The following is a 22,421-nucleotide window of genomic DNA, read 5'->3' as shown; positions in this document are numbered from 1 at the left end:
CCGCCGCCGTCGCGGGCCCGCGCGTCACCGTTCCCGCGAGCCGTACAACTCCTGCTCCCACAGGGCCTCGCAGAGCAGGTCCAGGCCCTGGCGCAGGTGGCGCCGGTAGGTGCCGTACGGCAGGCCGAGTCGCCGGGCGGCGGCTTCCTGGGTGGGGGCGCCGGAGAAGTACCCCGCCGTCAGGGCCTCCCGGGCGCGCACGGCGCGCGGGTCGTCGGCGAGCCCGTCGACCGCCTCGCGCAGCAGGGCGCGCAACTCCCCGACGGCGTCGGTGAGATCGGCCGCCAGCCGGGTGCGCAGCAGGGCGCACGCCGCGAAGGTGGCCGGGTCCCGCCAGTGCGCCAACGCCTCGCGCACGGCCTGGTCGAAGGCGACGCGCGAGATGGGCGAGGGCCCGGGCGGCGCGGGGGAGGCGTCGGCGTCCGCCATGAAGCTCTGGATCCACGCCTCCACGGGTATGCCGCGCCAATCGACCCCGAACACGCCGTAGGTGTACGCGCCCACCCGCGGGCGCGCCCCGGTGTCCTTGAGGGTGCCCTTGACCCGGGCGCCCCAGGCCTCGGCGTCCCGGAAGACGGCGAAGCCGTAGGCGCGGCCCCGGGCGCGGGCCGCTTCCGCCTGGGCCCGCGAACTGCTCAAGTCGATGACCCGCGAGGGGATTTGGTAGCGCTCGGGGTAGACGGTGAAGCGGCTGACACCGATGTGTTCGCCGGGGCCGACCGGCGCGGTGTCCTCGGTGTGGCGCCACGCGGCGGCGACGACGGGATCGGCGGCCAGGTCCTGCGGGTCGGGCGGGGCCGCCAGCGCGAGCCGGGCCGTGAAGGCCACGATCCGACCCGTGTCGACGAGGCGGTAGACGCTGAAGGCCTGCGGTTGGCGCCGGGCCCAGTAGCGGACGATCTCCGCGGAGGCGGCTCCCTCGGTCTCCTCGGCCATGCGCAGGACGGTGTCGAGGTCGTCCGGGTGCAGGGGGCGGTCGTGCACCTCGTCCTCGCGGGACCAGGTGCGCAGCCGGGCCAGGGTCTTCCCCTCCCGGAACAGGAAGAAGAGTTCGTCGGTGACGGTCCACACCCGCTCCTCGGGCGCTTCCCGCAGGATCCGCAGGTATTCGTCCGCCAGGCGGCGGCGCATCGTCTCGAAGGCGTTGGGCGCCCGCCAGCGCAGGTCCGCGGCCAGCGTCTCGCGCGCCGCGTCGTGCGGGTGGAGCCCGCGCCGCGTGGATTCCATGAAGGGCAGCTCCCGCAGCCAGGAGAAGAGCAGGTGGGCGTCCTCCTCCGGCAGTACCGAGGTGAGCAGCTCCTCGGAGGTCGAGTGGGTCTGCGCCGCCACCTCCAGGGCCCGGCGGTGGGCCGCCGTGGGCACTTCACCGATCAGGCCCGCCAGCAGGGTGCGCAGTACGTCCGCCGAGGGGGCCCAGATGTCCTCCCGGCCGCAGCCGCTCGACCCCGCGGCGGCCGCGAGGGACAGGGCCAGCGGGTTGCCTCCGGCGAAGCGGAGCACCGGATCGCGCAGTTCGGGCCGGATCCGGGCGGCCGCCAGCAGACCGCGGGCCTGGTCCTCGGAGAACGGCCCCAGCTCGCTCACGTGCAGGAGCCCGGACCACGCCGGATCGGTCGCCCACTGGGGCTGCGGCGCCCGCCGCCCGGCCAGGACGACCAGCGCGCCGTCCGCGGCCCGCGGCAGGAAGTGGTGCCACAGCCAACTCTCCATCCACTGGCAGTGCTCGAAGGAGTCCACGAACAGGACCGTCCCCGGCACGTCCAGGAAGGCCGCGGCGGCCCGCTCGAAATCGGCCGGGTCCCGCTCGACGAAGCGGCCGTCGAGCTCGACGAGCGGTCGGCCGGCCGCGCGGGCGCGGTCCGTCAGGCGGCGCAGCAGCGTCGACTTGCCGATGCCGCCCGGGCCGTGCACGTAGAAGGCGAACGGCGCGTGCGGGTCACCGCCCAACGCGGCCTCGAAACGGCCGAGTTCCTCGTCCCGGCCGATGAAGGCCCGTACGCGCGCCCGGCTCAGCCGCTCTCCCACGGACACCATGGTGGCTCTCCTCCCCCTCGTTGCCTCACGGGGCAGCCGCGTCCGGGGACGGCTCCGCCCGCCGGGCCGTGCCGCGCGCGAGAGGGGAGCTGTCGGATCCGGTGCCCGAGAGGTGGTCCGCCTCCCGAGCCGCTGCTCCGTCGGCGATCCTAACCGAGGCTCTGATCAGGCCACTTGGTCAGCTCGGGGGCCAGGGGGCGGCGGCGTGCGGAGGCGCCCGGGGCCGGGCGGGGGTAGGTCCGCGACTGCTTGACGCTGCCGTAGGCGAAGCTCGACTCGATCGAGGCGATGCCGGGGATGGCGTGGATCCGGTCGCGCACCAGCGACTCGTAGGCCTCCAGGTCCTCGATGACCACCCGGAGCAGGTAGTCGCTGCTGCCCGCCATCAGGTAGCAGTCCTGGATGTGCTCGATCAGCGCGACGTGCTGCTCGAAGAGCCGGACCGCCTCCGCCGTGTGGCGCTCCAGGCGTATCCGGACGAAGACGGTGATGGGCAGGCCGAAGGCGACCTGGTCCACCATCGCGGTGTAGCCGCGGATCAGGCCCGCCTCCTCCAGCCGCCGCACGCGCCGCAGACACGGCGACGGCGACAGCCGGACGCGGTCGGCGAGGTCCTGGTTGGACAGTCGGCCGTCGGCCTGCAATTCCCGGACGATCTGCAGATCGACTGCGTCCATGGCCACTCCTTGGCAGATTCTGCCCCAAACGTATGTCCAGGAGGCAGAACTGGCAATCGACTGCCCCGGCCGAAGCCCTAGCGTTGCCGGGGTACGGGATCCGGCCACATCGGGCGGGCGCGCCGCCCGTGTCGCCCGTACGCACCCCCCGCTCCGCAGCCGCGTCGACCTGCCCGCCCGCCGGGCCCCAGAAGCTGGAGAAACCCCCTTGGTCGCCATCGACACCCCGACCGCGGCCCCTCCCCGGGGACCCGGCCGAGCGCTCGCGCGCCGGTTCTCCCCGCAGACCGTCGCCATGGCGGCGCTGGTGGTGACCGTGGCGATCTGGGCGGCCTTCGCGCTCAGCGCCCGCGCCCTGAGCGCCTCCTCGCTGCTGCCGGCCGATGCCGCCCTGCTGCGCTTCGGCGCACCGCTCCTGCTGCTGGCCCCCGCCCTGTGGCGGCGCCGCCGACGCATCGCCGCGGTGCGGCCCGGACCGGCCGTCAAGATCGTCTGCGGGGCCGGAGTGCCCTTCTTCCTCGCCGCGATGCACGGCGGCTCCCTCACCTCCGCCGCCTTCGTCGGCTCGATCGTGCCCGGCATGGTCCCGCTCTTCGTCACCGCGCTCATGGTCGCGCGCGGGCACCGCGCGCCCCGCGGCGCCCAGGCGGTCGGTCTCGTACTCATCGCGGTCGGCGTCGCGGCCCTGGTCTGGCGCTACGTCGTCCCCGTGGACGCCGACGTCCTGGAGGGAGCGGGCACGCTCCTGGTCGCCAGCGGCCTCTGGGCGCTGTACACGGTCGGGCTCAAGGAGGTCGACCTCGACCCCGTCGGGTCCATCGGCCTGCTCTGCCTGCCCTCCTTCGCGATCATCGCGGTCCTCGTCCTGACCGGAGCCCTGCCCACCGGCCTCGCGCACGCCACCGGATCCGACATCGCCCTCTTCTTCGTCGTGCAGGGACTCGGGGTCGGCCTCTGCGCCGGACTGCTGTACGCCTTCGCCATTCGCGGGCTGGGCGCCGAGCGCAGCTCCGTCGTGGGCAGCCTCAGCCCCGTCGCCGTCGTCCTGCTCGCCGTACCGGTGCTGGGGGAGTCGCCGACCGCCGCCGTCCTGGTCGGCGTACCGCTGATCACCACCGGTGTCCTCCTCGCCAACCGCCGTCCCCGCACCCGCCCCCGACCGGAGATCCCCACCGATGCTTGAGCTGCTCCCGCCGCCGCCCGCAGACCCGCTGTGGGCGCTGACCGACGCCTTCGGCGCGGACGAACGGGCCGAACGGCTCGACCTCGTCCTCGGCGTCTACCGCGACGACAGCGGCCGCACCCCCGTGATGGCGGCCGTCCGCGAGGCCGAGATCCGCCTCGCCGAACGCTCGCCGTCCAAGGAGTACCGGGGCCTCTCCGGCAACACCGCCTTCAACCGGGCCGTGCTCTCCCTGGTGCTCGGCTCCGCGCCCGGCGGCCCGGCCGCACGGGCCGCGGCCGTCCAGACCGTCGCCGGATCGGGCGCCCTGCGCCTGCTGGCCGACCTGATCCACCGCACCCGCCCCGGCGCGACCGTGTGGATCAGCGAACCGGCGTACGTCAACCACCGGCCCATCCTGGAGGCCGCCGGGCTGACGGTGCGCGGCTTCGGCTGGCGCGACGCCGAGGGCCGCTTCGACACGGAGGGCGTGCTGCGCGAACTAGCCGGCGCCGGGCGCGAGGACGTCGTCCTGCTGCAAGGCTGCTGCCACAACCCCACCGGGGTGGACCCGCTGCCCGAGGACTGGCGCGCGCTCGCCGACTCGGCCGCCGACAGGGGCTGGATCCCCTTCGTCGACCTCGCCTACCACGGGCTCGGCGACGGCCTGGAAGCCGACCTGCTGCCCACCAGGACCCTGGCCGCGCGCGTGCCCGAGGTACTGATCGCGGTCAGTTGCTCGAAGAACTTCGGCCTCTACAGCGACCGCGTGGGCGCCGCCATCGTCATCGGCGCCTCGGCCGCCGCCGCACGGCACGCCGAGACGGCCCTGCAGAACGCCGCCCGGACCCAGTACTCGATGCCCCCCGAACACGGCGCGGCCGTCGTCACGACGATCCTGGAGGACGACGGGCTACGGGCCTCCTGGCGCGCGGAACTGGAGCTGATGCGCACCAGGATCACCGGCCACCGGGCCGCGCTGGCCGTAGGCCTCGGCGCCCTGGGCCGGGCCGACGAGGCCCGCACGCTCGCCCGGCAGAAGGGAATGTTCTCGATGCTGTCGCTGACCGGCGAGCAGATGCTGCGCCTGCGCACCGAGTTCGCCATCTACGGCACGGCCGCGGGGCGCCTGAACATCGCGGGCATCCCGGAACACCGCATCCCCTGCCTCGCGCGCGGCATCGCGGCGGTCACGGGGCCCTGAGCGGCCGGCGCCGCCGTCGCGCCCGGTCGTCGTGCCCGGTCGTCGTCCCGCGCCGTCGCGCCCGGTCGTCACGCCCGGTCGTCACGCCTGGGCGGTGGGCCGCACCACGATCTCGTTCACGTCCACCTCGGCGGGCTGTTCGACGGCGAAGGCGATGGCCCGGGCGATCGCCTCCGGCGGGATGGCGATCCGGTCCCGGGCCTCCACGATCCGCGCCCGGACCTGCGCGTTCGGCGAGGCTTCGGCGAAGTCCGTGCCGATCATCCCGGGGAAGACGGTGGTCACCCGCAGGTGGTCCCCGGCCTCCTGGCGCAGCCCCTCGCAGACGGCGCGCACCGCCAGCTTCGTCCCGGCGTACACGGACATCGCCGGCAGGACGCGGTCCGCGGCCGTGGAGGACGTGGTGACGAAGTGACCGGCGCCCTGCGCCCGGAAGACCGGCAGCGCGGCGCCGATCCCGTGGAGCACCCCCTTGAGGTTGACGTCGACCATGCGGTCCCACTCCTCGACGCGCAGGTCGTCGAGGGGCGAGATGGCTCCCACCCCGGCGTTGGAGACCAGTACGTCGAGGCGCCCGAACCGCTCGCGGGCCAGCGCGACCAGGGCGTGGAGGTCCTGCGGCCGGGTCACGTCGGTACGGGCGTGCACCGCCGAGCCGCCCGCCTCCCCGATCCGGGCCACCAGCCGCTCGAGCCGCTCGGTCCGGCGGGCGCCCAGGACGAGCCGGGCGCCCCGCGCCGCCAGCAGCAGGGCGGTCGCTTCGCCGATTCCGCTGCTGGCGCCCGTGATCGCCACGACCTTGCCCTCGATTCCCGGGGCGGTACCCGGTGCGCTGGTGGACGTGTGGGGCGACGTGCTGACCGACATGGTGGATTCCTCGTCCCTGTGCCTGAGGTGCCGGGACGAACGCCCGGACCGGTCATCAGTCTGTGGGCCGCTTAGCCTGGTATCCAGAGCCCGTTTATTCTGGAACCAGGAGTGCCATCCACCATGCAGCAGGAGTCCGAGCGACGCCGTGAGCTGGGCGTCTTCCTCCGCAGTCGGCGCGAACGGATCACCCCCGGGGACGTCGGCCTCCCGGGGACGGGCCGACGCCGCACCCCGGGACTGCGCCGGGAGGAACTCGCGCTCCTCGCCGGGATGAGCGCCACCTGGTACACGTACCTCGAACAGGGCCGGGACGTCCGCGCCTCCGACCAGGTGCTGGACTCCCTCGCCTCGGTCCTGCGGCTCGACCGCCACGAGCGCGGCCACCTCTTCCGGCTCGCCGGGCACGCGCCCGAGGGGCAGGAGCCGTCGGGGACGGAGCCCGCGCCGCTCCCCGCCGCGGCGGCCGCCGTGCCGCACCTGCTCCAGCCGACCCCCGCCTACGTCATCAACGGCACCTACGACGTGCTCAGTCACAACCCGGCCGCCGCGGAGCTCTTCCCCCACCTCGCCACCCCGGCGCCGAACCTGGCCCGTTGGGTGTTCCTGGATCCCGCGTCCAAGGAGGTCCTGGTCGACTGGGAACCGGAGGCGCGGGGGCTGCTCGCGCGGCTGCGGACCCTGGCCGCGAGCCACCCCGGGGACCCGCGGTACGTGGCGCTCGTCGACGAACTGACCGCGGCGAGCCCGCACGCCCGGACCTGGTGGCCGCAGTACGACCTCCAGGCCCGCCATGGCGGGGTGAAGCGGCTGCGCCACCCGGCACGCGGAGTGGTCGACTACGCGTACACCGCCTTCCACCTGGCCGAACGCCCCGACCACACGCTGGTCGTGTACGCCGAGGGCTGAGCGGACCTCAGGGGCCGGGGCAGGGGGCCGGGGTACGCCCGTTGTCAGAGCCGCCTGGGAAGATCGCGCACATGAACAGCTCCCCGGTCACACCTGCACGGCCGTTCGACGTCACCGCCGTCTTCCCTCAACTGGCCCCCCTGGCGCGCACGGCGACCCGGTTGCATCCCCACCCGGGATCGCCGTCCGCGCACGACAGCTCCATCGGCGGGCCGCTGCTGTGGCCCGCCGATGAGCCGTGGCCGCACTGCGACGGACCGCACGTGGTGGACGGGATCAACCCGGCGCTGTCACCGGCGGACGTACGACTGGAACGACGGCTGCGCGCCGCGCAGCGCACCAGGAGCCTGACCGAGGAGGAACAGGAGGCGTGGCTGCGGATCCGCCCGCCCCGGACGTATCCGGTGCGCGTGGCGGTGGCCCCCTACGAAGGCTCCATAGCGATGCTGCCGGTCGCCCAGCTGTACGCGCGCGACGTGCCCGATCTGCGCCCGCCCGAAGGAGCGGACCTGCTCCAGGTCCTGTGGTGCCCCTTCGACCACCCGATCATGCCCGGGACGGCGCTGTTCTGGCGATCGGCGGCCACGGTCACCGACATCCTCACCACGCCTCCGGAACCGCCCGCGATGCAGTTCGTCGACTACCTTCCCGAGCCGTGCCTGATCCGTCCGGAGCAGGTCGTCGAGTACCCCGACCACCTGGAGCTGAGCGAGGAGATCCAGGAACGGCTCCGGGACTGGAGCGTGTGGCAGGCGGCCGACACGGGCGTGGACAGCGCCCACGCGTCGTACCCGCAGGGTTTCTACGACGACGAGTTGGCCGGCGCACCGGGCTGGAAGGTCGGCGGCTGGCCCCGCTGGGGCGCCACCGACCCCACCCCCCGGTCCTGCCCCGCCTGCGACGCCGACATGGACGCCCTGCTGACCATCGCCACCTTCGAGGGCGAGGCCGGCAGCACCTGGATCCCGCACCGGGAACCGGCGGACGAACCCGCGGTCGGCTTCAGCCACCCCGCGGTCCAGATAGGCAGCGGCTACGACCAGCAGCTCTACGTCTGCCCGACGGCGCCGGAGCACCCCCACATCGAGCTGATGCACTAGCTGATGCACTAGCGGCCCCACAGGCTGACCGGGGTGCTCATGAAGTTACTGCCGGGCCGACCGGACCGTCACCGCGTCGCCGGTCTCGACCGTGCCGGGTTCCAGTACGTCCGCGTACACGCCCAGGCAGGCGAGCGCGCCGAGGGTGAGCACCGGCACGCGGTGCTCGCGGGCCACGGCGCGCATGACGCCCGGGTCGGCCGGCAGTTCGTCGTGCCCGAGGGTCGGGACCGCGCAGCGGGGCGTGGGCACGGTGACCCGCAGGAGGGCCCGCCCGATGCGCAGCGTCGCACCCGCCCAGGAGTCCTCGGGGAAGCCGTCGACGTCGGGGACGTCCACGAGCAGGTTCGGCCGGAACCGGCGGGGGTCGAAGTCGCCCCCGGGGTGGAGCATCCGCAGCCGACGCAGGCTCGCCGTGGTGAGGAGGTGGACGGCGCCGAAGTCGAGGAAGGTGCCGGGGGAGACCCGCCCCGAGGTGATGGTCGAGCCGGTCCCGTCCACGACGGCGCCGGCGCGCAGGACGTCCGGGACGCCGCCCGGGTACTCCGGGACCGCCCGCTCCAGGGCGCCGTGTTCCGGCGGCACGTCGGACACGCGCACCGGGCGGCTCAGCAGGTCGGAGAGCCGCGCGTCCAGTTCCGCCGCCCCGGCCGACAGGACCGTGCCGTCCGGCAGCTCCACCCGGGCCGCTCCCGCCGCTCCCGCCGCTCCGGTCCCGACGAGCCGACTGCGGCAGCGCAGCAGTTCGCCCCATTTGCGGGGGTGCTTCGCGCTGCCGACGGCGCCCGACCCGTCGAGCACGGCGAACCGGCGGTCCCCGGTCAGGCCCCGCGTCGTGACCTCCGCGCGCGTCAGCTCCTCGCCGAGCATGGACTTCACCGGGTACCGGTACAACGCCGCCACTGTTCCCATCGGAGGATTATCGGACGGCGCCCCGCGGGTGCCCGCGGCATGCCCGCGGCGCCCCTGTACCGGGAGGTCGCGTATGTCGTATGTTGACTGAAACTTCAGTTAGGGGCACGATGCGCGCAGGTCATTGCCGCACCGTTGAGAGAGCCACCGCATGTACGAGCAGCTCCCCGGCGCACAGCCCGCACCCGCGGCGCTGTCCGCCGACGACCCCTACGAGATCGGGGGCTACCGCCTCCACGCGCGCCTCGGCTCCGGTGGCATGGGGGTGGTCTACCTGGCCTACACGCCCGGGGGCCGCCCCGTCGCGCTCAAGGCCGTCCGCAGGGAGTTCGCGGCGGACCCCGAGTTCCGTGAGCGGTTCGCCCAGGAGGTGGCCAGCGCCCGCCGGATCCACGGCCTGTTCACGGCCCAGGTGGTCGACTCCGGGGCCGATGACCGCACGCCCTGGCTCGCCACGGCCTACGTACCCGGCCCCTCGCTGCACGAGGTCGTACGGCGCCACGGCCCCCTGCCGGTGCGCACGGTCCTGCTGCTCGTCGCGGGCATAGCCGAGGCGCTCCAGGCGATCCACGCGGCGGGCGTCGTCCACCGCGACCTCAAGCCCGCCAACGTGCTCATCGCGGGGGACGGCCCCCGGGTGATCGACTTCGGCATCGCGCGCGCCGCCGACGCCGCCGCCCTGACCGGTACCGGGCTGCGGATCGGCACCGCGGCCTTCATGGCGCCCGAGCAGGCGCTCGGGCTCCAGGTGACACCGGCCGCCGACGTCTTCGCGCTCGGAGCGCTGATCGGGTACGTGGCCGGCGGCGCACCGCCCTTCGGCAACGGACCGGAGTCCAGCGCCCTGTACCGCGTGGTCCACGAGCACCCCGACCTCGGCCACGTCCCCGCCGACCTGCACGCGCTGGTCTCCTGGTGCCTGGCCAAGCGCCCCGAGGACCGGCCCTCCACCACCGAACTGATCGAGTACGTGCACGGGCACCCGGTGGTGGGCCCGCGCCCGGAGTTCACCGACGGCTGGCTGCCCCGACCGATCGGCGACGAGGTCGGGGGCCGGGAGGGGGGCGGATGGCCGGCTCCGGTCCACCTCCAGGAGACCCGGGCGGCCTCCGTGCCCGCGCCCCCGGGGCCCGAGGCCCGGCCCCCCGGCCCGGCGCCGGTTCCCACGCCGGTTCCCACCGCGGTGCCCGCCGCCGCCCGCACCGAGGTCCGCACCCGGGTGCAGCCACCGGCCCCGTTCCCGGAACCCGCCCCCGCCCCCGATCCGGCGGCCGGTTCCGGACGCCGGTCGGCGGGCCGGGGCAGGCGCCTCCCCGTCGTCGCGCTCGCGGTGGCCGCCACCCTGCTCACCTGCGCCGGAGTCGTCTACTACCTGGAAGACCCCACGGGGGCCGGAGCGGCCGAGGAAGTGGGCGCGGACGGGGGCGGTGACCCGGGCGCGGGCGCGGTCGAGAGCCCGCGGCCCCCGTCGGCCAAGCCCACGCCCACGCCCGCGGCCCCCGGCTACCTGCCGGGCTACGCCAAGGCACGGCTCACGGCGCCCGACGCCGGCTACGAGTTCGACCTGAAGACGGGGAAGGTCGTGGCCACCGAAACGGCCACCTGGTACCTCGCCCGCGACAGCCAGGCCTTCCTGCCCTCGGAGGAGTCCGACGCCTTCATGGCCGATCCCGGCGCCGTGGAGCTGACGGCCGCCGACTGCGTGCGCGGCATCGACACCCGGCCGGTGTCCGCCCTGCCGTTCGGCGCGCTCACCAGGGCGCGGCCGTTCTGCGTGCGCAGCCCGGACCGCACGGAGATCGCGATCGTACGGCTGGTGGAGGCGGCCCCCGGCGGCTCCGTCACGATCGTCGTGGACCAGTACCGCCGGTCCTGAGTCGGCCCGGCCCCGTCGCCCGTCGCCCGTACCGAACCCTTGAAAACTGGCCTTGATCTTGACTCCAGTTGCACGACACGAGTGCCACGGGCAGCGGGACATGGCCGGCGGCGCCACACACCGAAGGGGGCGATCAGGGCATGACCGAGCCTGAGAGTGCGGGGCACGACTACGACGTGGTCATCAGCGGAGCCAGTCTCGCGGGAAGTGCGGCGGCGATCCTCCTCGCCCGACGCGGCGCCCGCGTCGCCCTGCTGGAACGCCGCTCGGACCCCGGCGCGTACAAGGTGCTCTGCACCCACTCCATCACGGCCAACGCCTACCCGGTGCTCGACGAACTCGGCCTCGTCCGCGCCATCGAAGAAGCGGGAGCCGTGCGCAACGAAGCCCGCTGGTACACCCGTTGGGGCTGGATCGAGCCGAAGGCCGCACCGGGGGGTCCCGAGCTGCCGTACGCGTACAACATCCGGCGCAGCACCCTCGACCCGCTGATCAGGTCGCACGCGGCCCAGACCCCCGGCGTCGACCTGCTCCTCGGCCACCAGGTGACCGGGCTGGTCCAGGAGGCGGGGCGGACCGTGGGGGTGCGCGCGTCGACCCCGCGGGGGGAGCGGGAGATCCGGGCCCGGCTGGTGGTGGGCGCCGACGGCAAGGACTCGGCCGTGGCGAAGCACGCCGGGATACCGGGCCGGGAGCACGAGAACGCGCGCTTCGGCTACCTCGCGCACTTCCGCGGCCTCCCGCTGCGCGACGGGATCGGTCACACCTGGTTCCTCGAACCCGACATGGCGTACGCCTTCCCCAACGACGACGGGGTGACCGTCCTCGCGGTCCTCCCGGACAAGAAGCGGCTGCCGGCCTTCCGGGACGACCTGGAGGGCAGCTTCCTCGACTTCGTCCGCGCCCTGCCGCAGGCACCGCCCATCGACTCCGCCGAGCGCGTCACGAAGATCATCGGTACCGTCGACTACCCGCTGCACAGCCGCCGGCCGACCGCCCCGGGCATCGCGCTCATCGGCGACGCCGCCCTGACCGGCGACCCCCTGTGGGGAGTGGGCTGCGGGTGGGCCCTGGAATCGGCGAAGTGGCTGGCCGAGGCGGTCGCCGCGGCCGTCACCGGGCGGGGCGACCTGGACGAACGACTGGCCGTGTACGCGCGCAGGCACCGCCGTCGGCTGCGCGGCCACCAGTTCCTGGCCGCGGACTTCGCCACGTCCCGGCCCTTCAACCCCTTGGAGCGGCTGATGTTCTCGGCGGCGGCGCGCGACGCCGCGGTGGCGCGGCACATGCACCTCTTCGCGTCCCGCCTGATCGGGCCCCTGCGCTTCCTGAGCCCGGTCGCCGTGGCCAAGGCCTCGGCCGTCAACATCGGACGACGCGTGAAGCCGGGCGCCGCCGCGTAGCGGCCGGAACGAGCGGCGGACGGCGGCGGGGGAGGGGTGTCGGTCCGCTGTCAGGGGGGTGCGGGGGCCTGTCAGCGAGCTGTCGGCGGCGGTCGTGACAGTGGAGTCGCAAGGAGCCGGCGTCGCAGCCCACCGACGACCCCGGCCCCGCCCGTCATCCGTACGACGGGCCGCCCTCCGGAAGGTGAGTCCCATGAGCCCCACAAGCCCCGCTGTCACCGACACCGCTCGCACCACCCACACCACTCACGTCACGATCATCGGCGCAGGACTCGGCGGCCTCACGCTCGCCCGCGTCCTGCACCTGCACGGCATACCGGCCACGGTCTACGAGGCCGAGCCCACCCCGGCCGTGCGGTCGCAGGGCGGCCTGCTCGACATCCACGACTACAACGGGCAACTCGCCATCGAGGCAGCCGATTTGATGGAGGAGTTCCGCGGCCTCGTCCTGGAGGGCCGGCAGGCGATGCGGGTCCTCGACCCGGACGGCACGGTCCTGCACGACCTCCCCGACGACGGCACGGGCGGACGCCCCGAGGTGCAGCGCGGCGAGCTGCGCGAGATGCTGCTCGATTCCCTGCCCGTGGGCACCGTCCGCTGGGGCCACAAGGTCAAGGGCGTCCGCTCCCTCGGCGCAGGTCGGCACGAGGTGACGTTCGAGGGCGGTGGCACCGTGGAGACGAGCCTGCTGGTCGGCGCCGACGGCGCCTGGTCGCGGGTCCGTCCGATGCTCACCGAGGTCCTGCCGGAGTACGTCGGCACGTCGGTCGTCGAGACCTATCTGTTCGAGGCCGACACCCGGCACCCGGCCGCCGCGAAGGCGGTCGGCGGCGGGTCGATGATCGTGCCGAAGGAGGGGCGCGAGATCTTCGCCCACCGGGAACGGGGGGACACCCTGCACGCGTACGTGATGGTGTCCGAGCCGCGGGAGTGGTTCGACGCGATCGACTTCACCGATGCCGCCGCGGCCACCGCGCGGATCGCGCGGGAGTTCGAGGGCTGGGCGCCGGAACTGCGCGCGCTGCTCACCGACGGCGACCTCCCGCCGGTCCTGCGCCCCTTCTACGCCCTGCCGACCGACCACCGGTGGGACCGGGTGCCGGGCGTGACGCTGCTGGGCGACGCCGCCCACCTCGCGCCGCCGAACGGCGAGGGCGCCAACCTGGCCATCCTCGACGGCGCGGAGCTCGCCAAGGCCCTCGCCGCCCGCCCCGACGACATCGAGGCCGCACTCGCCGCGTACGAACAGGACATGTTCGACCGCGGCACCGGGGACCCCTTCTTCGGCGGCCCCGACGGCGACGCCGAGGGCGCGGAGTCGGCCCGCCACACGGCCGAGGGACTGCTCGCCGCGCTGGCCCAGGAGGACGGGCCGCTCTAGTCCGTCCCTGTCGGATCCTGCCGGGTCCGCCAGGATCCGAAAGAGGCGGACTACCGGACTAGCGGAACAGGCGGTCGCCGGGGGCGGCCATGCGGTGGGTGCCGCTGTGGCGGTTCACCCAGTCGCGGACGAGGCCGACGGCGTTGGCGCACTGCCAGCCGTCGTCGTACTCCCGCACTCCGGTGAAGGCTCCGTAGCCCGCGATGATGCCGTCCACGCGACCCTCGCCCAGCAGCTTGTCGACGTACCAGGGGTCGTTGTAGGTGGTCGTCCAGGAGAAGGTGGCCGCGAGCCGTCCGGCGTCACGGTCCGCGGCGCCCTTCTTCAGCTCCGCGCAGGTGTTCCAGGTGGCCTCGGTGCAGTTGCCGAAGCCCTTGGTGATGTCGGAGTCGCCGTAGTCCATCGCGCGGCGGCCGGCCGGGAAACCGGAACCGGACCGGTTGAAGGCCGCCTGGGCCTGGTCGCGGGTGCCGGTCGTCGTGATCCCCTCCAGGCCGCCGAGCCGGCCCTCCAGGCTCTTCCAACCCCGGCCGCCCACGTCGGGGGTGCTGCCGCCGTGGTACTCGAAGAACCCGTACAGCACCTGGATCCCCGCGGCCGTCAGGCGCTGCGCCTTGTCGCGCAGTCCGGCGACGCTGCACCCGCGGTTCTCCTGGTCCCCGCAGTAGTTCGGGTCCTTGATGTCCAGCCAGACCAGGGAGAGCCTGCGGCCCGCGGCGGCGTGGGAGAGGATGCGGTCGATCATGCTGTCGAAGCCGGGGCCCAGGCGGTTGTCGCCGGCCGAGGAGCAGTCGTGGTAGGCCCGCCATTCGTTCGGGTTCCACCAGGCGCAGACGTCGATCTCGATGGCGTTGGCGCCGTGCCGCAGCGCGGCGTCCACGCCGTCCAGCGTGTCGACGCGGTGGGCGACGGCGTAGATCGGGCGACGCTGATCGGCCGCGGCCGCCGGGGCCGCTCCGAGCGCGGTGGTGCCGACGATCGCGCACAGGGCCGCGATCAGCGCCAGTAAGGTCCGTGGGACGGCGCCGCGCTTGGGGTGGGTGGTCACGAGCGCACTCCTTCGTGTTCCTGTCGGTTGCCGAGGCGGACGATCGACCGCACGGAGCACATGGTGGCACGCGATACATGCATGATGAACGAGATTTGGACACGGGCGACGGGCCGTCCGCGCGGGTCGAGGACGGCCACCGGACCTCAGGTCAGATGCGTCACGAGCAGCTCGGCCAGCCGCCGCGGCGTACGGAGCGGCAGGTAGTGGTCGGCGTCCGGGACGCTCGCGCCGCGGGCGCCGGGGACGTCGGCGACGAGGCGTTCGGCGATCACCGCGATCTCCGGGTGGTCGCGGTCGCCGTGGACGACCAGGGTCGGCGCGCCGACCCGCTCGGGGTGCTCGAGGGCGAAGTCCAGCGCGGTCTCGCCGCCCATGCTCAACCCGACCAGGGCGGCTCGGCGCAGCCCGAAGTGGTCCAGTACGGCGCGCAGGTCATCGACGTCGCCGAACGGCCCGCCCGGTGGGGTGGAGCGGCCCAGCCCGCGGGCGTCGTAGCGGATCACGTCGTGGCGCCGGGCCAACTCGGGTACGACGGCGTCCCACAGCCGGGAATCCATACCGGCGCCGTGCAGCAGCACCACCGGGCTGCCGGCGCCGCCGCGCTCGGCCCACAGCCCGCCGCCGCCGGGAGCGGGGACGCGGACGGTCCCGGTCGCGTGGGAGCGCGTTCTCGTCCCGTGATCATTTCAGATCGCTGCGCGGGTCCACGGCCCAGTGGTTGGTCGTGAAGAGCTGCCCGGCGAAGCGCACGTCGGCCCGCGCGACGAAGCGGAAGCCGACCGAGCGGCAGATGCCGTTCGAGGCGGCGTTGGTGGTCGCCGGGAAGGCGTGCACGATGCCCCAGCGGTCCGCGTCCCGGGCCTGCTCCAGGAGGGTGCGGACGGCGCGTGCGCCCAACCCCCGCCCCTGGAAGGGGGGCAGGACCATCCAGCCGATCTCGGAGGTGGGTCCGTCGTCGCCGTCGTGCGACCAGAGGGTCACGGTCCCGGCCACCACCTCGGGGGCGGCCGGATCGGGGACGATCATCTTCAGCCAGGCGGTGTCGGCGGCCGCCTGCTCGGCATCCCGCCGGACCTTGTCCGCCATCCCCTCGCGGGACTGCGGACCACCGAGGTCGGCCATCATGACGGGGTCGCACCGCATCCGCACGTAGGCGTCGACGTCGCCCCGCACCACATCGCGCAACTCCACTGCTTCCCCCTGTTCCTCATGGTGTCCACCGGTGAACGGTCGTACGACGCGGATCGTGCCCGACCGCGGAGCGCCGCGCGCGGACCGGTCGGTACCCTGACGCGGTGATCACCACCCTGTCGCGGGCGATGTACGGCGCCGCGGAGCCGGAGTTGCTCCCCCTGCCGGAACGCGTCGCCGGGCTGCTGGTGAAATGCGACAGCCCGCCGCGACTGGCCGCCCACCTGCGGATCGTCCACGACGTGGCGCACCAACTCGTCGACTGGATGGCGCGGAGCCGCCCCTCGGTGGTCTTCGACCGCGAGGCGGTGCTCTTCGGCGCGGCGACGCACGACGTGGGGAAGGCGGTGCACGTGGAGGAGCTCTCCGGGCCGGGGTCGGCGCACGAGCCGGCGGGGCGGACCCTGCTGCTGGGCCTCGGCGTGAGCCCGGAGCTGGCCCGATTCGCCGCGACGCACGCCTCGTGGGCGGAGCCGTCCGTCGGCTTCGAGGATCTCCTGGTGAGCCTCGCCGACAAGGTCTGGAAGAACAAGCGCGTCCCCGACCTGGAGGACCTCGTCGTGGCCCGGATGGCGCGGGCGAGCGGCCGGGCGGTCTGGGAGGAGTTCCTCGCGCTCGACGAGGTCCTCGCACGCATCGCGGACGGCGCCGACGAACGCCTCGCGTTCCAGGCGGCGTTCCCCGTCCGAGGCTGATTCGGCCGGGGCCGGTGGCCTGGGGGCCGTGGGTGAAGGCTTCGGCGGGATCCTGCCTTGGAAGGGGCGGGCGGGCGGTGCGAGCCTGGTCGACAGGTTCTCCTGTTCCTGCACATCGTCGCGGAGGCAATCATGCGCAAGCGCGCACGGAGCACGGCGCGTTGGGCGGCCCTGGCCCTGGTGCCGCTGGCCGCCCTGATGGCGGCGACACCGGCACACGCCGGTGCACGGGGTCTCTACAACGGTTTCGAAGCGTCCGACATCGGCAAGTGGGACCGCCTCTCCGGGGGCGACGGCCAGGCGGGCTTCGAGATCGGCACCGGTACCGCGCTGACCGGACAGGGCAACGGGCGCATCACCGCCACCCGGGGATGGGCGCGCGAGGGCACCTGGGCCTCCTTCGAACCGGCCTACCGCTTCTGCACGGCCCGGGTCTACGTCAAGCCGGACCAGGACCTGCAGTTCGAGCTCCGGGTCTGGACACCCCAGGGCAAGAAGCTCGTCAGCCACGCTCCTTGGCTCCTCAGCGGGGACTACCGCCTGGTCCAGGTCGACTGGACGGCGGAGGGCGAGAACAACAACTTCGTCGAAGCGGTCCTCGGCGCCGACGGAACGCCGCGCGCCGTGCGCCTCGACGCGTTGACGGTCGTCTGCTCGGACGGGACCGGGAACTGACCCGCAGCACTCAATAAGACACGGCGCGCCGGCGCGTACCGTCAGACCACCAGGCTGAGCCCGACGGCCGCCGCGAAGCCGGTCACCGACAGGATCGTCTCCAGCACGGTCCAGGACCTCAGGGTGTCCTTCACCGAGGTGTTGAAGTACTTGGAGATGATCCAGAACCCGCCGTCGTTGACGTGCGAGGCGATGATCGACCCGGCCGCGATCGAGACCGCGATCAGGGCCAGGGCGGGCTGGCTGTAGTCGGCGTCCTTGACCAGCGGGGCGATGATGCCGCCCGTGGTCACGATGGCGACCGTGGCCGAGCCCTGGGCGACGCGCAGGCCGCAGGAGATCACGTACGCCAGGACGATCAGCGGGAGCCCGGCCGTGGACAGCGTCCCGGCCAGTGCCTTGCCGACACCGGTGGCCGAGATGACGGCGCCGAAGAAGGCGCCCGCGCCGACCACCAGCAGGATCATGCCGACCGGACGCAGCGCCGCCGCACCGAGTTCCGAGAGCTGCTGCTTGGTCATGCCCCGGTCGGTGCCCAGGAGTTTGATGGCGACCAGGCACGCCAGGGTGAGCGCCACGGCCGGGTTCCCGACGAAGGTCAGGAAGGGCAGTACACCGGCGTCCTTGTCGAGGAAGACCGTCCCGAAGGTGGCTCCGAGGATCAGCACCAGCGGCACGCAGATGACCAGTGCCACCTTGCCCAGCGACACCGGCCCGCGGCCGCCGTCCGCCTGCGCGCCGTCCTCCTGCGGGGCGCTGAACTCCTCCGGCACCTCGATCATGATCCGGTTGCCGATCCACTTCGGCCACAGCACGCCCGCCACGAAGAACGCGGGCAGTCCGCAGGCCAGCCCCATGACGATCAACCAGCCGAGGTCGATGCCGAGGAACCCGGCGAGCGCGACCGGCCCCGGGTGCGGCGGCAGGAACGCGTGGGTCATCGACAGGCCCGCCAGCAGCGGAAGGGCGTACAGCAGCATCGACTTGCCGCTGCGCTTGGCCACCACGTAGACGAGCGGCGCGAGGACGAAGATGCCGATGTCGAAGAAGACCGGGATGCCGAAGATCAGGCCGGTCAGACCCATCGCCAGACCCGCGCGCTTCTCGCCGAAGGCGCGCAGCAGCCGTTGCGTGAGGACCTCGGCGCCGCCGGAGGCCTCCAGGAGCGATCCGAGCAGCGAGCCCAGACCGACGATCAGGGCGATGTGGCCCAGGATCCCGCCGAAGCCGCCTTCGATCAGCGACTCCTTGCTGCTGAGCGCCGACCCGACGATGGTGCTGACGGGCAGACCGGCCGCGAGCGCCAACAACAACCCGGTGACCACGAGGGAGATGAAGGGTTCGAGCTTGAACTTGATGATCAGCAGGAGGAGGAAGGCGATGGATATCGCGGACAGGACCAGGAGCCCGGCCGTCTCGTGCTGGAGCCAGTGGATCACGCCCGGACCCCCGCCCCGGCCAGGGCCCCGGTGAACGCCGCGGCGCGCGCCGCGATGTCCGCCCAGTCCCCGGCCTCGACCGCGGCCGGGGGCACGACGTCGGTCCCCGCGCAGACGCCGAGCGCCCCGTTCGCGAGGAACGCGCCCGCGTTGGTGGCGTTCACGCCGCCCGACGCGACCAGCGGTACGCCCGGGTAGGGGCCGTGCAGGTCCTTGAAGTAGCCGGGGCCGAAGGCCTTCGCGGGGAAGATCTTCACCGCGGCCGCGCCCATGTCCAGCGCGTCGGCCACCTCGGAGGGCGTCAGCGCGCCCATCACCACCGGTACGCCCGCCTCGGCCGCGACGGCCGCGACCAGCGGGCGCAGCCCCGGGGTGACGAGGAAGGAGGCACCGGCGGCCACGGCCTCGCGCGCCTGGTCCTCGGTGAGTACGGTGCCGACCCCGACCCGGTGGCCCGCGGCGACGGCCCGCGCGATGTGGGCGGCCACCCCCGGGGTGGTGAAGGTGAGTTCGACCGTACGGATCCCTCCGGCCGCCAGCGCCTCGCACAGCGCGGCGGCGTCGGGTATGCGGGGCGCGCGGACGACGGCGATCACCGGGTCCGCGGTGAGCGTGGCCACCAGGGCCGCGGACGCGGTGGCAGGAGCGGACGTGGAGCCGGTCGCGGGGGATGTCATGCAGCTGCCTCTGTTCCTCGGTGGGTGCGGCGCAGTGCCCGGCCGGGCAGCGCACCGGTGGGCGCGCCGTCGTGGACGACCGCCGTGCCGTTGACGTAGACGTAGGGGATGCCGGCGGCGGGCCGCCGGGGGTGTTCGAAGGTCGCGGTGTCCTGGACGGCGTCCGGGTCCAGGAGGACCAGGTCGGCGTGGTGGCCGGGACGTACGAGACCGCGCCGGACCAGACCCAGGCGGCGGGCCGGGCGGCCGGTCATCCGGGTGATGGTCTGCTCCAGGCTGAGCACGCCCAGCTCGCGGCTGTAGCGGGCGAGGTAGCGGGGGAAGGTGCCCCACGCCCGGGGGTGCGGGCGGGCCCCGGTCAGCAGGCCGTCGCTGCCGACGGTGTGCGCCGGGTGGCGCATGATGGCCCGCACGTTCTCCTCGTGGCCCACGTGCTGGAGGATCGTGGTGGCCAGGGCGTCCTCGCGCAGCAGGTCGAAGAAGACCTCGGTGCCGGTGCGGCCGCGCTCCGCGGCGATCTCGGCGACGGTGCGGCCCACCAGGGGTGCCAGACGCTGCTGTTGCACCCCGGAGATCTGGATCGTGGCCCAATCGGTGACCACGCCGTGGCAGCCGTCGCTGCCGCGCTCCTCCACGTCCCCCCGGATCCGCTCGCGGTCGTCGGGGGCGTCGAGCCGGGCCAAGGTGGCGTCCGGCCCGCCCTCGGTGGCCCAACTGGGCAGCAGGGCGGAGAGCGTGGTGGAGCCGGGGAGGTAGGGATAGCTGTCGAGGGTCAGGTCCACGCCCTCGGCGAGCGCCGCGTCGACCAGGGCGAGCAGTTCGCCCGCCCGGCCCTCGTTGACCCCGAAGTTCATCGTGGCGTGGGTGAGGTGCAGCGCGCAGCCGGACCGGCGGGCGATCTCCACCATCTCGGCGTATCCCTCCAACGCCCCGGCTCCGTAGGAGCGTTGGTGCGGCGCGTGGTAGCCGCCGTACGAGGCCACCACCTCGCAGAGCGCGACCAGTTCGGCGGTGTCGGCGTACATGCCCGGGGTGTAGGTGAGCCCGCTCGACATGCCGATCGCGCCCTCGCGCATCCCCCGGGCGACGATCTCGCGCATCCGGTCCAGCTCGGCCGGGCCGGGCGGGCGGTTGTCCCAACCCATCGCGAGCATCCGGACGGAGCCGTGCGGCACCAGGTAGCAGGCGTTGACCCCGGCGCCCCGGTCGATCCGGTCGAGGTACTCGCCGACGGTGCGCCAGTCCCACGCGAAGCCCGGTCCGTCGTCGGGGTTCCCGTTCCAGCCGGCGATCTGGCGGCGCAGCGCCGGGAGGGTGGTGTCGTCGACCGGCGCGTAGGACAGGCCGTCCTGTCCCAGCACCTCGCAGGTGATGCCCTGGGTGACCCGGGAGGGGTGCTCGGGTTCGAGCAGCAGCCGCAGGTCGGAGTGGGCGTGCATGTCGATGAAGCCCGGAGCCAGGACCAGCCCGTCGGCGTCGACGACCTCGCGCGCGGTCCGGTGCCCCGTACCGGGGGCGGCCACCTCCTCGATCGTCCCGTCCGTGACGGTGACGTCGGCCGGGAAGCGTTCGGCGCCGGTGCCGTCGACGACGGTGGCGCCCCGGAAGAGCAGATCGGCCATCAGAAGAACGTCCTTACGAACTCCACCACGCGCGGATGCTCCGCGTGGGCGTCGTCGAGCACGGGGATCAGGGACCACTTGTCGAAGGCGGTGCAGGGGTGCGAGAGCCCCAGCCGCAGGACCGCGCCGACCGGGGCCAGGTCCCCGGCGTCGCGCAGGAAGGTGTGCTGGTCGTTGAGGGCCGTGATCCGGCCGGAGCCGAGGGGGCCGCCGCCGCGCACCGCCTGGGGTTCGGGCAGCCCCTCGTCGAAGGGGAAGTCGCGCTTGCCGCCGTCGAGCAGGGCGAGTTGCGGCTCGGGCCGGGAGACGACCCGGCTCCAGCCGTGCATCGCGGAGCGCAGCGGCGTTTCGTCGACGTCGCGCGAGAGGGGGGAGATGGTCCGGTAGAAGCCGTCGTCGTGGGCGAGGTAGGCACCGGCGCGGACGATCACCACGGTGCCCGGCACCTGCCCGGTGAGCGGTACGAGCTCCTCGGCGACGGTGTCGAAGTAGGCGCTGCCGCCCGCGGTGACCACCGGCGCGGAGGTCTCGTACGCCGCGGCCAGGCGCCGGTGCAGGGCGGCGAGCGAGCGGAGGTAGTCGCGTACGACGGCCAGCCCGCCCTCGGTGGCCTCGTGGGCCAGCGCCCCCTCGTACCCGGCGGTGCCCGCCAGGCGCAGGGTCGGTGCCGCCACCACGGCGGCGGCGATCCGCTCGGCCGTCTCCAGGTCGCGGGCCCCGGTCCGGCCGCCCGCTGCGCCGAGTTCGACGAGGACCTCCACCGGGCGGCGGGCCCCGGCCGCCCGCAGGGCCTCGTCCATCAGCTCCACGGAGGTGACGGAATCGACCCACGAGGTGAAGGCGAATTCCGCGTCGCGGTCGAGCTCGCGGGCGAGCCAGGCCAGTCCGGCCGGGTCCAGGAGGGTGTTGGCCAGCATCAACCGCGAGACGCCGAAGGCGCGGGCCACCCGCAGCTGCGGCAGGTTGGCGAGGGTGATGCCGTGGCACCCGGCGTCGAGCTGGGTGCGCCACAGGGCGGGGGCCATCGTGGTCTTGCCGTGCGGGGCGAGGACCACCCCGGAGCGGCGGCACCAGTCGGCCATGGTGCGCGTGTTGTGCGCGAGGGCGCCGGCGTCGAGGGTCAGCAACGGGGTGCCGAGGTCGTGGAGGGCGGGGCCGGTCGCGAGGTACTGGCCGACCGTCAGGCCCCGGGCGGCGTCGGGCAGCGCCTTGAAGCGCCAGTCGAGTGGCTCGTCCGCCAGCGAGGACAAGGCGGCGTGGTCGATCCCGGGGCCGTCGGTATGGCGTGCGTAGCTCTGGTGATCCACGGTGATCCTCCGGTGCGACTGGTGCGACTGGTGCGACTGGTGCGACTGGTGCGGGTGTTGCGGGTTCACGCGGGCGGGGACGTCCGGCCGGACATCGGCATGCGCGCCGGGGTCGGCGTCGGGCATGGATTCCGCGTTGCAACATGTGCAACGCTCGTTGCGTATGTTGCTGTTATGGTTCTAGCATTCCGTCGGAACGGATGGCAACGTCCGAAAGGCCCCCGGGTGCCGGGAGGCGG

General features: G+C 73.8%; 20 protein-coding genes. 9 read left to right on the top strand and 11 right to left on the bottom strand.

The features are described from left to right. Positions 1-24: 24 nt before the first annotated feature. A complete protein-coding gene (locus ACFWAR_RS29620; protein ID WP_385783522.1) occupies positions 25-2,034 on the bottom strand; it encodes an AAA family ATPase in 2,010 nt (669 codons plus the stop codon). A 149-nt stretch (positions 2,035-2,183) separates the two neighbouring features. Further along, positions 2,184-2,711 (bottom strand): Lrp/AsnC family transcriptional regulator, encoded by a 528-nt coding sequence (locus ACFWAR_RS29615; RefSeq protein WP_385783519.1) that lies wholly within the window; start codon positions 2,709-2,711, stop codon positions 2,184-2,186. Positions 2,712-2,919: 208 nt separating this feature from the next. Here ACFWAR_RS29615 and ACFWAR_RS29610 point away from each other — a divergent pair, with 208 nt between their 5' ends. Beyond that, complete coding sequence (locus tag ACFWAR_RS29610; protein ID WP_385783516.1) at positions 2,920-3,894, top strand: EamA family transporter; 975 nt, start codon at positions 2,920-2,922, stop codon at positions 3,892-3,894. Continuing rightward, positions 3,887-5,077 carry an aromatic amino acid transaminase gene (locus tag ACFWAR_RS29605; protein ID WP_385783513.1) on the top strand — a complete coding sequence of 397 codons (1,191 nt, stop codon included), beginning with the start codon at positions 3,887-3,889 and terminating at the stop codon, positions 5,075-5,077. The genes ACFWAR_RS29610 and ACFWAR_RS29605 overlap by 8 nt, the downstream gene beginning before the upstream one ends. A gap of 81 nt (positions 5,078-5,158) precedes the next feature. Here the strand turns inward: ACFWAR_RS29605 and ACFWAR_RS29600 are convergent, their stop codons facing one another. Continuing rightward, on the bottom strand, positions 5,159-5,944 hold the full coding sequence (locus ACFWAR_RS29600; RefSeq protein ID WP_385783510.1) for an SDR family oxidoreductase: 786 nt from the start codon (positions 5,942-5,944) through the stop codon (positions 5,159-5,161). A gap of 123 nt (positions 5,945-6,067) precedes the next feature. Between ACFWAR_RS29600 and ACFWAR_RS29595 the strand changes: the two genes are divergently transcribed. Both ACFWAR_RS29595 and ACFWAR_RS29590 read left to right on the top strand, forming a co-directional pair. Further along, a complete protein-coding gene (locus tag ACFWAR_RS29595) occupies positions 6,068-6,853 on the top strand; it encodes a helix-turn-helix transcriptional regulator (RefSeq protein ID WP_385783507.1) in 786 nt (261 codons plus the stop codon). A 71-nt stretch (positions 6,854-6,924) separates the two neighbouring features. Continuing rightward, positions 6,925-7,953 (top strand): hypothetical protein, encoded by a 1,029-nt coding sequence (locus ACFWAR_RS29590; RefSeq protein WP_385783504.1) that lies wholly within the window; start codon positions 6,925-6,927, stop codon positions 7,951-7,953. Between the two features lie 45 nt (positions 7,954-7,998). On the opposite strand, the gene ACFWAR_RS29585 is transcribed toward ACFWAR_RS29590, so the two are convergent. After that, entirely contained in the window at positions 7,999-8,865 is an 867-nt protein-coding gene (locus tag ACFWAR_RS29585) for an MOSC domain-containing protein (protein ID WP_385783501.1), read from the bottom strand. Positions 8,866-9,016: 151 nt separating this feature from the next. Between ACFWAR_RS29585 and ACFWAR_RS29580 the strand changes: the two genes are divergently transcribed. From ACFWAR_RS29580 to ACFWAR_RS29570, 3 genes are all read left to right on the top strand, one after another. After that, positions 9,017-10,741 carry a serine/threonine-protein kinase gene (locus ACFWAR_RS29580; RefSeq protein ID WP_385783498.1) on the top strand — a complete coding sequence of 575 codons (1,725 nt, stop codon included), beginning with the start codon at positions 9,017-9,019 and terminating at the stop codon, positions 10,739-10,741. A gap of 140 nt (positions 10,742-10,881) precedes the next feature. Further along, positions 10,882-12,144, top strand: coding sequence for an NAD(P)/FAD-dependent oxidoreductase (locus ACFWAR_RS29575; RefSeq protein WP_385783495.1), 1,263 nt, complete (start codon positions 10,882-10,884; stop codon positions 12,142-12,144). A gap of 193 nt (positions 12,145-12,337) precedes the next feature. Continuing rightward, complete coding sequence (locus ACFWAR_RS29570) at positions 12,338-13,525, top strand: FAD-dependent oxidoreductase (protein ID WP_385783493.1); 1,188 nt, start codon at positions 12,338-12,340, stop codon at positions 13,523-13,525. Between the two features lie 58 nt (positions 13,526-13,583). Here ACFWAR_RS29570 and ACFWAR_RS29565 read toward each other — a convergent pair whose 3' ends face one another. The 3 genes from ACFWAR_RS29565 to ACFWAR_RS29555 form a co-directional block, all read right to left on the bottom strand. After that, positions 13,584-14,573, bottom strand: coding sequence for a phospholipase (locus ACFWAR_RS29565; RefSeq protein ID WP_385783491.1), 990 nt, complete (start codon positions 14,571-14,573; stop codon positions 13,584-13,586). A 146-nt stretch (positions 14,574-14,719) separates the two neighbouring features. After that, entirely contained in the window at positions 14,720-15,154 is a 435-nt protein-coding gene (locus ACFWAR_RS29560; RefSeq protein ID WP_385783558.1) for an alpha/beta fold hydrolase, read from the bottom strand. A gap of 103 nt (positions 15,155-15,257) precedes the next feature. Beyond that, the gene (locus ACFWAR_RS29555; protein ID WP_385783488.1) at positions 15,258-15,767 is read right to left on the bottom strand and encodes a GNAT family N-acetyltransferase; all 510 of its coding nucleotides are present in this window, start codon (positions 15,765-15,767) and stop codon (positions 15,258-15,260) included. Positions 15,768-15,895: 128 nt separating this feature from the next. Here ACFWAR_RS29555 and ACFWAR_RS29550 point away from each other — a divergent pair, with 128 nt between their 5' ends. Together ACFWAR_RS29550 and ACFWAR_RS29545 are read left to right on the top strand one after the other, a co-directional pair. Then, entirely contained in the window at positions 15,896-16,462 is a 567-nt protein-coding gene (locus ACFWAR_RS29550) for an HD domain-containing protein (RefSeq protein WP_385783555.1), read from the top strand. A gap of 132 nt (positions 16,463-16,594) precedes the next feature. Continuing rightward, positions 16,595-17,137 carry a hypothetical protein gene (locus ACFWAR_RS29545; protein ID WP_385783486.1) on the top strand — a complete coding sequence of 181 codons (543 nt, stop codon included), beginning with the start codon at positions 16,595-16,597 and terminating at the stop codon, positions 17,135-17,137. A gap of 41 nt (positions 17,138-17,178) precedes the next feature. On the opposite strand, the gene ACFWAR_RS29540 is transcribed toward ACFWAR_RS29545, so the two are convergent. Genes ACFWAR_RS29540 through ACFWAR_RS29525 form a run of 4 tightly spaced genes read right to left on the bottom strand, consistent with a single transcriptional unit; the run spans position 17,179 to position 22,182 of the window. Further along, positions 17,179-18,576 carry a GntP family permease gene (locus ACFWAR_RS29540; RefSeq protein WP_385783484.1) on the bottom strand — a complete coding sequence of 466 codons (1,398 nt, stop codon included), beginning with the start codon at positions 18,574-18,576 and terminating at the stop codon, positions 17,179-17,181. Beyond that, positions 18,573-19,253 (bottom strand): bifunctional 4-hydroxy-2-oxoglutarate aldolase/2-dehydro-3-deoxy-phosphogluconate aldolase, encoded by a 681-nt coding sequence (locus ACFWAR_RS29535; protein ID WP_385783481.1) that lies wholly within the window; start codon positions 19,251-19,253, stop codon positions 18,573-18,575. Before ACFWAR_RS29535 ends, ACFWAR_RS29540 begins: the two co-directional genes overlap by 4 nt. Beyond that, positions 19,250-20,875, bottom strand: a complete 1,626-nt coding sequence (locus ACFWAR_RS29530) for an amidohydrolase family protein (protein WP_385783479.1) — start codon at positions 20,873-20,875, stop codon at positions 19,250-19,252. The genes ACFWAR_RS29535 and ACFWAR_RS29530 overlap by 4 nt, the downstream gene beginning before the upstream one ends. After that, entirely contained in the window at positions 20,875-22,182 is a 1,308-nt protein-coding gene (locus ACFWAR_RS29525; RefSeq protein ID WP_385783476.1) for an amino acid deaminase, read from the bottom strand. The genes ACFWAR_RS29530 and ACFWAR_RS29525 overlap by 1 nt, the downstream gene beginning before the upstream one ends. Positions 22,183-22,421 lie beyond the last annotated feature (239 nt).

Source organism: Streptomyces sp. NPDC059917 (assembly GCF_042730635.1).
Classification (GTDB): domain Bacteria; phylum Actinomycetota; class Actinomycetes; order Streptomycetales; family Streptomycetaceae; genus Streptomyces.
The sequence above is the reverse complement of the archived record's forward strand: the minus strand, read 5'-3'. Positions and strand labels throughout refer to the sequence as shown.

Bases quoted from the DNA above. Each gene is read 5' to 3' on its own strand.
- ACFWAR_RS29620 (WP_385783522.1), bottom strand. From the start codon at position 2,034: ATGGTGTCCGTGGGAGAGCGGCTGAGCCGGGCGCGCGTACGGGCCTTC.
- ACFWAR_RS29615 (WP_385783519.1), bottom strand. From the start codon at position 2,711: ATGGACGCAGTCGATCTGCAGATCGTCCGGGAATTGCAGGCCGACGGC.
- ACFWAR_RS29605 (WP_385783513.1), top strand. From the start codon at position 3,887: ATGCTTGAGCTGCTCCCGCCGCCGCCCGCAGACCCGCTGTGGGCGCTG.
- ACFWAR_RS29600 (WP_385783510.1), bottom strand. From the start codon at position 5,944: ATGTCGGTCAGCACGTCGCCCCACACGTCCACCAGCGCACCGGGTACC.
- ACFWAR_RS29595 (WP_385783507.1), top strand. From the start codon at position 6,068: ATGCAGCAGGAGTCCGAGCGACGCCGTGAGCTGGGCGTCTTCCTCCGC.
- ACFWAR_RS29590 (WP_385783504.1), top strand. From the start codon at position 6,925: ATGAACAGCTCCCCGGTCACACCTGCACGGCCGTTCGACGTCACCGCC.
- ACFWAR_RS29585 (WP_385783501.1), bottom strand. From the start codon at position 8,865: ATGGGAACAGTGGCGGCGTTGTACCGGTACCCGGTGAAGTCCATGCTC.
- ACFWAR_RS29580 (WP_385783498.1), top strand. From the start codon at position 9,017: ATGTACGAGCAGCTCCCCGGCGCACAGCCCGCACCCGCGGCGCTGTCC.
- ACFWAR_RS29575 (WP_385783495.1), top strand. From the start codon at position 10,882: ATGACCGAGCCTGAGAGTGCGGGGCACGACTACGACGTGGTCATCAGC.
- ACFWAR_RS29570 (WP_385783493.1), top strand. From the start codon at position 12,338: ATGAGCCCCACAAGCCCCGCTGTCACCGACACCGCTCGCACCACCCAC.
- ACFWAR_RS29550 (WP_385783555.1), top strand. From the start codon at position 15,896: ATGTACGGCGCCGCGGAGCCGGAGTTGCTCCCCCTGCCGGAACGCGTC.
- ACFWAR_RS29545 (WP_385783486.1), top strand. From the start codon at position 16,595: ATGCGCAAGCGCGCACGGAGCACGGCGCGTTGGGCGGCCCTGGCCCTG.
- ACFWAR_RS29535 (WP_385783481.1), bottom strand. From the start codon at position 19,253: ATGACATCCCCCGCGACCGGCTCCACGTCCGCTCCTGCCACCGCGTCC.
- ACFWAR_RS29530 (WP_385783479.1), bottom strand. From the start codon at position 20,875: ATGGCCGATCTGCTCTTCCGGGGCGCCACCGTCGTCGACGGCACCGGC.